8 protein-coding genes and 1 pseudogene are annotated in these 9,730 nt (G+C 40.1%); 2 read left to right on the top strand and 7 right to left on the bottom strand.

The features are described from left to right. Positions 1–100 (top strand): annotated as a pseudogene (locus tag FFM78_RS14060) (IS30 family transposase); the annotation flags it as partial. Positions 101–167: 67 nt separating this feature from the next. Continuing rightward, on the top strand, positions 168–1,019 hold the full coding sequence (locus FFM78_RS13060) for a glycosyltransferase family 4 protein (protein ID WP_171001900.1): 852 nt from the start codon (positions 168–170) through the stop codon (positions 1,017–1,019). Positions 1,020–2,038: 1,019 nt separating this feature from the next. Here FFM78_RS13060 and ahpF read toward each other — a convergent pair. The 7 genes from ahpF to FFM78_RS13025 form a co-directional block, all read right to left on the bottom strand. Next, on the bottom strand, positions 2,039–3,604 hold the full coding sequence (ahpF, locus tag FFM78_RS13055; protein WP_137638838.1) for an alkyl hydroperoxide reductase subunit F: 1,566 nt from the start codon (positions 3,602–3,604) through the stop codon (positions 2,039–2,041). A 102-nt stretch (positions 3,605–3,706) separates the two neighbouring features. Then, positions 3,707–4,270 (bottom strand): alkyl hydroperoxide reductase subunit C, encoded by a 564-nt coding sequence (ahpC, locus tag FFM78_RS13050; protein ID WP_137638837.1) that lies wholly within the window; start codon positions 4,268–4,270, stop codon positions 3,707–3,709. Positions 4,271–4,484: 214 nt separating this feature from the next. Next, positions 4,485–5,648, bottom strand: coding sequence for an aminotransferase class I/II-fold pyridoxal phosphate-dependent enzyme (locus FFM78_RS13045; RefSeq protein WP_137638836.1), 1,164 nt, complete (start codon positions 5,646–5,648; stop codon positions 4,485–4,487). A 78-nt stretch (positions 5,649–5,726) separates the two neighbouring features. After that, positions 5,727–6,794, bottom strand: coding sequence for an iron-containing alcohol dehydrogenase family protein (locus FFM78_RS13040; RefSeq protein ID WP_137638835.1), 1,068 nt, complete (start codon positions 6,792–6,794; stop codon positions 5,727–5,729). Positions 6,795–6,801: 7 nt separating this feature from the next. Beyond that, the gene (locus tag FFM78_RS13035; RefSeq protein WP_137638834.1) at positions 6,802–8,106 is read right to left on the bottom strand and encodes a lanthionine synthetase LanC family protein; all 1,305 of its coding nucleotides are present in this window, start codon (positions 8,104–8,106) and stop codon (positions 6,802–6,804) included. Positions 8,107–8,118: 12 nt separating this feature from the next. After that, on the bottom strand, positions 8,119–8,775 hold the full coding sequence (locus FFM78_RS13030) for an amino acid ABC transporter permease (protein ID WP_137638833.1): 657 nt from the start codon (positions 8,773–8,775) through the stop codon (positions 8,119–8,121). 12 nt (positions 8,776–8,787) lie between these two features. Further along, entirely contained in the window at positions 8,788–9,570 is a 783-nt protein-coding gene (locus tag FFM78_RS13025; RefSeq protein WP_137638832.1) for a transporter substrate-binding domain-containing protein, read from the bottom strand. Between the last annotated feature and the right edge of the window lie 160 nt (positions 9,571–9,730).

Here is a 9,730-nt window from a genome sequence, read left to right as displayed (position 1 = left end):
GTTAGGAGATAATCTCAAGACCCTTACTGTTGACCATGGGAAAGAATTCGCCAACTACAATTTGATTGAAGAACAGGCCGGTGTTCCGCTGTACTTTGCCAAAAAGAAAAAATAATATTGAATATAGCTATAAATATAAATCCAAAATGGATAGGTATTATCAAAAGATGGCCACTGGTTCTGAAATTAACATTCAAATTGGTGATATAATTTCTAAAAATAATCAACCCACTTTTTCTTATCAAGACACAACTTGGCGTGCTATTAAATTCTTTAAAGAAAATGAATCAGATACCTTTAACTACAGTGGATTTAACTTTCTGACTGATAAACAATTTGATGAATCACTGTTATATCAAGAAGAAATATACAAATCTGGTACAATTCTATTTACAATGTCACACTGGCTGGAAAAATTTATGAAGGAAACTACACCATTTAATGTGCAGTATGCAGGGGCTGGAATTAATATCATTCCGGAAAAACAAGATATAACTCGTGATAAAAAAACCATTCTTTTCGTTGGTAGAGATTTTTATAGAAAAGGTGGTGATTTAGTCGTTGATGCATTTAAAAAATTGCATTGTACCGACCCAGAAATAAAGCTTTTCATTGCAGGTCCACAATATATTCCATCAAATTTTAAAGGTGACGGAATCTACATCTTCAACGACGTTAGTTCAAAAAAAATAACAAAATTAATGAAACAGGCCTCTGTCTTCGTCATGCCGTCAAGATTCGAGGCATTTGGAATATCATTCATAGAGGCTATGGCAAGTGGCATGCCTATTATAGGTCGAAATAAGTTTGAAATGCCATATTTTGTTGATCAGGGAAGTGGCCTTATACTAAATAGTGACAGTAGTCGAAATAATGAGATTGACGATCTTGCTGCTAAAATTAATACAATACTCACTGATCAACATTACTTAGAAAAGGCAGAAAAGAAGGCTAAATACATAACTGATGAGTATAGTTGGAAAAACGTCGCAATTCGAATGACAAACAAGACTATGTAAAAAAATAATGATGTAACTAATACTGATCAACAATAAGTGTCCTGTTTTAATTTCGAATTGTTATTAATGCCATCAAGCTAAGGCTGTGTCAACTTTAGTCCTAACATTATCGTGCGGCACATTATTCCAGCAGTCAAAAGTCACTTTATTTCAGCTTAGCTTCTTCAAATCTGACCGGGATAAAGTGATTTTTTGCGACCGATTTAACTCGTTCTCGACATATTAATCCAGCTATTGGGGACAATAAAACTGCATCGCAAAAACCGCGTTATTATCGATAACTTGTTGCTTGCGCTTAACACCAAAAATCAGACACTCTATTATAATTAAATCCAAACGCCGTGTACTTTTTTGATGATCGTGGCTAAAGTCACCGATCACTTTTGACTCGACGCCAGCGCTTTTGAATTTTTCATTGATGTAACTTTGTACTTCTTCCGACTCCAGTCCGATCGCTTGGTAACTAATTGTGGACCCTTGTCTAAAGCACTATTCTCCGCTGGTAGCCAGCCTATTCTGTTATTTTGTGTCATCTTCACTTCCAGTCTCAATGTTCGGCCCTTCATGGTTACCTATTACTACGGCTTCGGCTGACACCTGCATCACTCAACCAGCCACTACTTACCGGCTTGATCTTTTGATTTTCTTTTCATTTGGGCATTTTCTGAGGAACCCAAAGGTCATATGATACAGGTCTCCCCCATGTAAGAACACCAACTTTCGTACCATATCACCGTCAACTCACTGTCATAACTTCGAGTAGTATCGGACTGCAGTGTGTGTAGCCACCTTATCTAGTCATTTCCGGTCTTATAGCTACTTCTTGTTTACCGGTGCAGTACTTTGTTCATCAGACTTCCTTCAGTCTCTACCTCATGATGAAAACTTTGCCTTTAGCTATCGGTTCCGACTACTATGGCCCGCAACGAACTTTTACCGTCTAGTTGATACCCATGCCGGGTGCACGTACAAAAACCCACAAGATCAATTGATCTTGTGGGTTTCGCATTGTCACCGCCTTAGGCCATGACTTTCTCAGGTTTAACGCTGGTTCTGACCAAATAGTCAAAAGCGCTTAAGGCCGCGGTTGCGCCGGAACCCATCGCGATAATGATCTGCTTATAGGCCGAATCGGTGCAGTCGCCAGCAGCGAAAATACCATCGATATTCGTTGCCTGTCGCGCGTCCGTCACGATTTCATAATGCGCGTTGACTTCGATTGGCGCAGTGACCCAGTCCGTATTCGGCACTAACCCAATTTGCACGAAGACCCCTTCTAGGTCCAGATGGTGCGCTGCTTGGGTGGTGCGATCCGTGTAGGTTAGGCCGTTAACGCGGCCAGCACCAGTAATTTCTTTGGTGGCGGCGTTGGTGAGCAACGTAATGTTACCTTGCGCGTTGGCTTTAGCCTGCAAAACGCTATCCGCACCGAGCTCAGGGGCAAATTCAAGCACGGTCACATGCTGACAGATGCCGGCCAAATCAATGGCCGCCTCAATGCCAGAATTACCGCCGCCGATCACAGCAACGTCTTTGCCGGCGTATAATGGGCCATCGCAATGGGGGCAGTACGCGACACCTTTGTTTTTAAATTCAGCTTCGCCAGGCACGCCGATCGTCTTCCACTGTGCACCAGTCGCGATGATTGCCGTTTTAGCTTTAAGTACATCACCAGAAGCCAAAGTCAGTTCGACCGCGTCATTTTTGACGATCTGTTCAACGCGTTGGCCGGTCAGCACTTTAACGCCGTATTTTTCAACTTGCGCTTGGATATTAGCCATTAACTGCTCGCCTTCAACATAGTCGGTACCAGCTAAATTCTCGATACCGACCGTGTCTAACGGTTGGCCGCCAAAATGATCGGCTACGATTGCTGTGGAAATCCCTTTACGTGCGGCATAAATAGCGGCACTCCCAGCTGCGGGGCCAGCACCAACGATCACCACGTCAAACGCCTGCGCAGTCCAATCGTCAGCAACGTGCTGCGGTGTATCCCCAGCCGCTTTATCGACTAATTCTTCCAGCGTGGCTCGGCCATTATGCCATTCTTCACCATTCAAAAAGACCGTCGGTACAGCCAGAATATTCTTTTCTGTGGCTTCATCCTGATACATGCCGCCTTCGATCATCGTGTGGCTGATGTGCGGATTCAGCACACTCATAATGTTCAGCGCCTGCACCACGTCAGGACAATTATGGCAGCTCAAGCTGGCAAATGTTTCAAAATGCAGGTCAGTGGTAATGGCCATGATCCGCTGTTTAGTCGCTGCACTGATCTTAGGCGCATGACCAGAAACTTGGAGCAACGCCAACACAAATGACGTGAATTCGTGGCCTAATGGGACCCCAGCAAACTCGATGCCGCTGCTAGCCTGGCCCGCTTGATCCAGCGCAAAACTTGGTTGCCGCTTCAATTTGCCGCTAACAACGGTGATCCGTGGCGTCAACGCCGCAACCTCATTTACAAAGTCGCTGACTTTTTGCGAGCGCTGATCAGCGCCTAAGTCAGTTGTGATCACCACATCATGCGCTAATAATTTTAAGTAGCCAACTAGTTGTTGTTTAACCTTTTCATCAATTGCCATCGCTGCAAACCCCCTTGAAGATTTAGTTCTATTGAAAAAGGCCGAACTGGCGGCCCTTTAGTATGCTTTGATCTAGAATAGCTGAACACGTTTTTGAGCGCGCTAGATTTTACCGACGAGATCCAATCCAGGCGTCAAAGTGGCTTCGTCTTCTTTCCACTTAGCTGGGCAAACTTCACCAGGATGGGCCGCAACATACTGACCAGCCTTGATCCGATTCAAATATTCACTAGCGTTACGGCCAATACCATCAGCATTGATCTCCATGGCTTGAACAACACCTTCAGGATCAATAATGAACGTGCCCCGTTGTGCAAGCCCTTGTTCCTCATCCAAAACATCAAACAAACGAATGATTTTCTGTGATGGGTCGCCGATCATCGTATATTCAACTTTGCCAACCGCTTCGGAGTCATCATGCCACGCTTTATGTACAAAGTGTGTATCCGCCGAAACCGAATAAACTTCAACGCCTAGCGATTGCAATTGCGAGTAATTATCTTGGAGATCTTCTAATTCAGTCGGACAAACAAAGGAGAAATCCGCTGGGTAGAACATGATAATGCTCCAATGACCGAGTAGATCCTTATCGGAAACATCAACAAACTCACCTTGCCGATATGCATGTGCGCTAAATTCGCCAACTTTTTTACCAACTAATGACATAATATGGTAGCCTCCTAAAATTTAATTGCCTACAGCCTTTATTCTAAATGATAATCATTCTAAGTCAAGTTTAAATCTAAAATAGAAATGATTAATTTGTATCCGGTTACTAAAAAATAGCGACCACTGACTTAATGGTTAATTATAATAAAACCCCATTATTATTAGACTTGTTTACCTAATAATTATGGGGCGTTTCGATTTAGCTTGTCTATTACTCATGTAATTTACTGATCCGCTGAACTGCCAATTTTAAGTTATCTAAACTAGTTGCGTAACTTATCCGAAAATAACGTGATTTACCAGTTGCAAATGCTTCACTGGGCACAGTTGCTACATGCGCTTGATTAGCAAGTAAATCGGTATATTCAATTGCGCTACCTGTAAAATCATCAGGTACCCTGACGTAGATATAAAATGCTCCCTGCGGCCGAATATAATTAAAACCTAACTCATCAAGTGCATCACATAAATAATCTCTTCGTAGCGCATATACTTGCTTCATTCGTTGAAAATCACTATCACCGGCCAAAAATGCTTCCGTTGCAGCATCCATGTTAGGGGTCCCAATTGTAGCAACATTTGCTTGATGTACTTTAGCTAATAAATCAATCATCGATTTGGGACCGCAGAGATAACCCACTCGCCATCCCGTCATTGCATAAGATTTAGAAGCGCTATTTACATATAAAGTCTGTTGTGGCAATAACTTAGCAATTGAAACATGGTCGACGTCGTAGGATAATTCACTATAAACCTCATCACTGAGCACAACCACTGGGTAACGCCGAAGTACATCAGCTAATGCTTGAATCTCAGTTACGCTATAAGTAGTTCCAGTTGGATTATTTGGATAGTTCAAAACAACAATTTTTACTCGGTCACGATATTTTTCTAAATAATCAGTTAATAGTTGTGGGGTTAATTTAAAACCAGTAGTTTCTGTATTGATAGTCACCGGCGTACCACCATTTTGTGCTGCCAAAATTCCATATAAATTAAACGCCGGAGCAGGAATCAATACTACATCATCTTGATCGATAATCCCATTAATTGCCGTACTGATTGCCTCAGTGGCACCATTAGTTGCAATGATTTGTGTATTTACATCATAATCTAGCTCAAATTGCCGCAACAAATAATTACTGATAGCGCTACGTAGTTGGCCAGTTCCACGATTGGGTGCATAGTGACTGTGATTCGCCAAAATACTTTGTAAAGCAGCTAATTTGATATGATCTGGTGTAGCAAAATCCGGCTCGCCAACCGTCAACATGACCATATCACCAATATCACTATATTTCTTGTTGAGTTTTCGCATTAATGATGATGGAATATGCCGCAAACGTTCTTTCACCAAGAAAGAAACATCGTTCATAATAATACCTCCATTTATAGAAGCTAATTGTCACAAATAACGCCGCTAAAGTAATCGATTTGGCCGTTATTGATTTTACTAATTTTTGACATTTAACGTTTCAACAAACTTCAATGCTTTCAAGATAACATCAGTGGTGATATCTGGAAATATGCTTTGCATTCTTATGTTATCCTTTTTTGCCATTTCTAAAGCAATTTGAGTTAGATCCGCTATATTATCACTTAAACCAAGTTCATCGACGGTCAGTGGCAACCCGATCTGTTTATAATATGGCGTCAGTTTCTGCAAATCCTGCCATTCATTCTCAATAGCTAATTGGACTAGAATACCTACCGCAACAATTTCTCCATGTGTTCGTGTATGTTGCGAATAAACTTTGATATAGGCATTATAGAAATTATGGGCCGCTACGCTTCGTCCATCAAGTCCAGCCCAGCCGTCTACCGAAGCAGCAACTAAAAAAATGGTATCTATCAAGTTCCGTAATTCTTGATCAGTTAGATTTTTAATGCCCGTTACTTTTAGCATCTCGTCACGACAGGTTTCAATAAAATGGCGGGCTAAATTGGAAATAACGCTATTATTTTTCTCGGTGGTCAATCGTCGTCGAATCTCATACCATTTGGCCAAAGTATCACCAATGCCAGATAAGATATACTCATACGGTGCTTCCAACTGAATTCTTGGATCAACCAATACCATTTGTACACTTTGTTTATGACGAACATTAGCAATCATTTCATGTTGCTCAGAATAAACAATACTCTTAGTTGTGATACAGGCACAGTTTGAGGGCAAAGTTGGTACATTAATTAGTGCAATATGAAGATTATCAGCAACGCATTTGGCCGTATCAAGCAGTTGTCCACCACCCAACGCTACCAACGCGTCAGACCCAGTTATTGCATCAGTCAATCGCTCAATTTCATGAAACGTACAATTACCTTGAAATAACCAAGTCGGATATTCTTCAAAGAAATGATCAGGCACATAGTCACTAACTGCACTTAAAACGTTGTTGTCAGTTAGAATTGCCGCTTGTATATAACCATACTTGTTTAAAATTAATGGGACTTGTTTTATAATACCAGGTTCATCAATATAAACATTTGGTGTCTGTATAATCAAATTCTCTTCAAACATGCTTGTTTTACACCTCTATTTGTTTAACCGCTGGATATGGATCATCGATCACTCGATGATACGCAAAATGATCGGTCAATAACTGATGAAATTGTAAAAGCGAGGTTGCAATTCCAGCCGCACCGTCGTAATAGCCCAGTGCAGCAGTTAAATTTTGTGGCTCCTTACGCTCAAATGCCTGAATCCATTTCAAACCATTCTGATCAGTGGTTGCTCGTTCAAGTAAATCGTCAGCTATCTTTTCCGCCAAATTAAAATAATGCTGATCACCAAATGCTAGATAGGCCCCAACATAGAGTTGTAAAACACCGGCAGTGCCACAACAATAATTATCAGTTTTCCAATACCCAGCAGAACGCTTTTTTGGTATTCCTAAAACTTCCAACCCCTTCAAGGATTGCTTAAACGATTCTAGGTAACTAGGATCATTTAATTGTCGATAATACTCATAGAAGTATCGTGAAACACCTACAGGACCGCCACAATAACCGGCATAACACATTTGGTTGTCGTCAGGTAAATAGTGTGGCAGTAATATTGCCCGTTCATCTAAAGATTCATTTTCATAGAAATCCTTAATACCGCTTATTGCATCTAAGAATCGCTTTTCGCCTGTAAGTTCATAAATTTTAAGTAACGTAAAAGCAACCCCAGCTGGGCCTAATGGAAAACCAGTATTAAATTTACCAATTGGACCGCCAACATATTTCAAATCCAGTCCCACATAATAATCCCCGTATTCATCACTGTGTTGTTTCTGAGAAATCAAATAGTCGCCATAACTGGTGATTGTTTCTAATAATCCAGTGATTTCATAGCGATCAACCAACGAAATTAAAAATAATACTGTTCCAGAATCGGCCACAATCCCAGCCTGTCCACTCCAGTAACCTTTGTCATCACTGTCCTTTATAATTTCTGCCGCTATTTCCGTTACTGTGTTCCGATAATTTGGCACATTGCTCACTTGGTATAACTCATCCAAAATAAACCCTACACCTGAATAGCCAGTTGTAAAAGCATATGGTGAAAATGCTTTTTTCATTGGCCGCTCGTTTTGCCAACGATAAATAAGGTAATCACCTGCTGCCTTAGCCGTATTCAAATAATGATCATCCTGCGTTTCCTGATAAAGTGCCAATAAAAATTTGATAATACCAGCACTACCTGCATACAAGGAAATTTCATCATAATAATGCCAATTACCATTAAATGAGTTTGAAATATCCCAATAAATCCCATGATCAGTTTTAACTTGATAGTGATCAATATAATTTGCCGTCTGTTTGGCTGCATCTAAATACTTTGACATTACGCTATTCCTCTATTCATAAATTCGATTTAACCGCCGTTCAAATACTGTCTGCAATAATGTGTACACATAAATCACAACAACATACAAGATTCCTACAACAACATAAACATCAAAATATCGGAAGTTTTCTGAAGCCAGAACTTTACCTTCACCAAACATTTCAGTTACTCCGATCGAAAAAGCTAGTGATGTTTCTTTTAAAAGACCAATAAACGTATTCCCTAATGGTGGGACAATGTAACGCAATGCCTGTGGAACAACGATTTGTTGATAAACCAGAGTATTGCTTAATCCCAATGATCTACCAGCCTCGATCTGACCAACATCTACAGAGAGAATGCCCGATCGAAAAATCTCTTCTAGGTAAGCACTCTCTTTAAAAGCTAAACAAAGCGTTGCTGAGATCCAAGCCGGAGTATCTGTACTAGTATGGAGCACTTGTGGCAAACCGTAATAAGCAATAAACAGAAGAACTAACGTTGGAAAGCCACGGAAAATCAATAAGTAAAAACGGACGAACCATCTCGACTTAGGGAAAGCGTACAAAGTTGTTAAAATAGCACCTAAAACGATTGCTATTAACATCGAGGCGACAGCCATTAAAACTGTGATCGGTAAATATGCCGCGATCTTTGGAACAACACTCAACATATATTGCAAATTCATTGATTATTCCTCTCATTCCTTCGTAACATCTTCATTAAAATACTTTTCAGATAATTTCTTTAAAGTACCATCCTTCTCTAATTCCTTTAGCGCCTTATTAAATTTTTGTCGTAATTTCTTGCTTTCACTGCTGTTCTTTTTAAATGGAAAGGCCGCTTTATTCATTCCAATATTTTCGTTAATAATGCGTAGATTTAAATTTTGTTTTTTGATCGTTGTTTGCAAAAATTGACGTTGATTCAAAACACCAGCCACTTTTCCACTAGCAGCGTCAGTGAAAACACCATTACGATCATCATAAGACTTGATTTTAACTTTTGAATCGTACTTCTTAAGCAAATCAATGTTGCTTGAACCAATTGTGGCCGAAACTGTTTTACCATCTAGGTCTTTAACTGATTTAGCGGTAGAATTCTTAGGCACAGCAATTTGGGCAGCGTAGAATGAATAATTATCAGAAAAGTCATAACTTTTCTCCCGTGCTGGTAAAACAGTGACTGCATTAGCAATTGTTTGAACCTTGTTAGAATCTAATGCTCCAAACAATCCTGGAACATCCCCAATTACTTTCCATTTCACTTTATAACCGATTTTCTTAGCAACAGCATTCGTTACGTCTATATCAAATCCAGTTAATTTATCATTCTTTTTGTACGAATTAGGGTACGTTTGTGCGGTCGTTCCAACTGTAATAACTTTATTCTCAGAAGCACTGCTATTACTTGAACAGCCGGCCAAAATCAATAGTAGAAATGCTGAAGCAACGGTTAGAATCTTAACGATAAACTTTTTCATAAGTAATCCACCTCGTATAATTTATTCTTGGTCTAAAATGTAACTTAAAACTATATTGCCTTACGCGTGGTGCTAGTTCGTCATAAAATCAAAAAAGCCTAAATTGTATACCAATATCGTCAATTCAATCTTTAATTGAAAACCAAATAGACTACGGGTG

This window comes from Loigolactobacillus binensis (genome assembly GCF_005405165.1).
In the GTDB taxonomy this organism is placed as follows: Bacteria; Bacillota; Bacilli; order Lactobacillales; family Lactobacillaceae; genus Loigolactobacillus; species Loigolactobacillus binensis.
This window is presented reverse-complemented; position numbering and strand designations above follow the sequence as displayed.

What these genes read in the sequence shown, in the direction of transcription:
- FFM78_RS13060 (WP_171001900.1), top strand. Translation starts at nt 168, where the DNA reads ATGGCCACTGGTTCTGAAATTAACATTCAAATTGGTGATATAATTTCT.
- ahpF (WP_137638838.1), bottom strand. Translation starts at nt 3,604, where the DNA reads ATGGCAATTGATGAAAAGGTTAAACAACAACTAGTTGGCTACTTAAAA.
- ahpC (WP_137638837.1), bottom strand. Translation starts at nt 4,270, where the DNA reads ATGTCATTAGTTGGTAAAAAAGTTGGCGAATTTAGCGCACATGCATAT.
- FFM78_RS13045 (WP_137638836.1), bottom strand. Translation starts at nt 5,648, where the DNA reads ATGAACGATGTTTCTTTCTTGGTGAAAGAACGTTTGCGGCATATTCCA.
- FFM78_RS13040 (WP_137638835.1), bottom strand. Translation starts at nt 6,794, where the DNA reads ATGTTTGAAGAGAATTTGATTATACAGACACCAAATGTTTATATTGAT.
- FFM78_RS13035 (WP_137638834.1), bottom strand. Translation starts at nt 8,106, where the DNA reads ATGTCAAAGTATTTAGATGCAGCCAAACAGACGGCAAATTATATTGAT.
- FFM78_RS13030 (WP_137638833.1), bottom strand. Translation starts at nt 8,775, where the DNA reads ATGAATTTGCAATATATGTTGAGTGTTGTTCCAAAGATCGCGGCATAT.
- FFM78_RS13025 (WP_137638832.1), bottom strand. Translation starts at nt 9,570, where the DNA reads ATGAAAAAGTTTATCGTTAAGATTCTAACCGTTGCTTCAGCATTTCTA.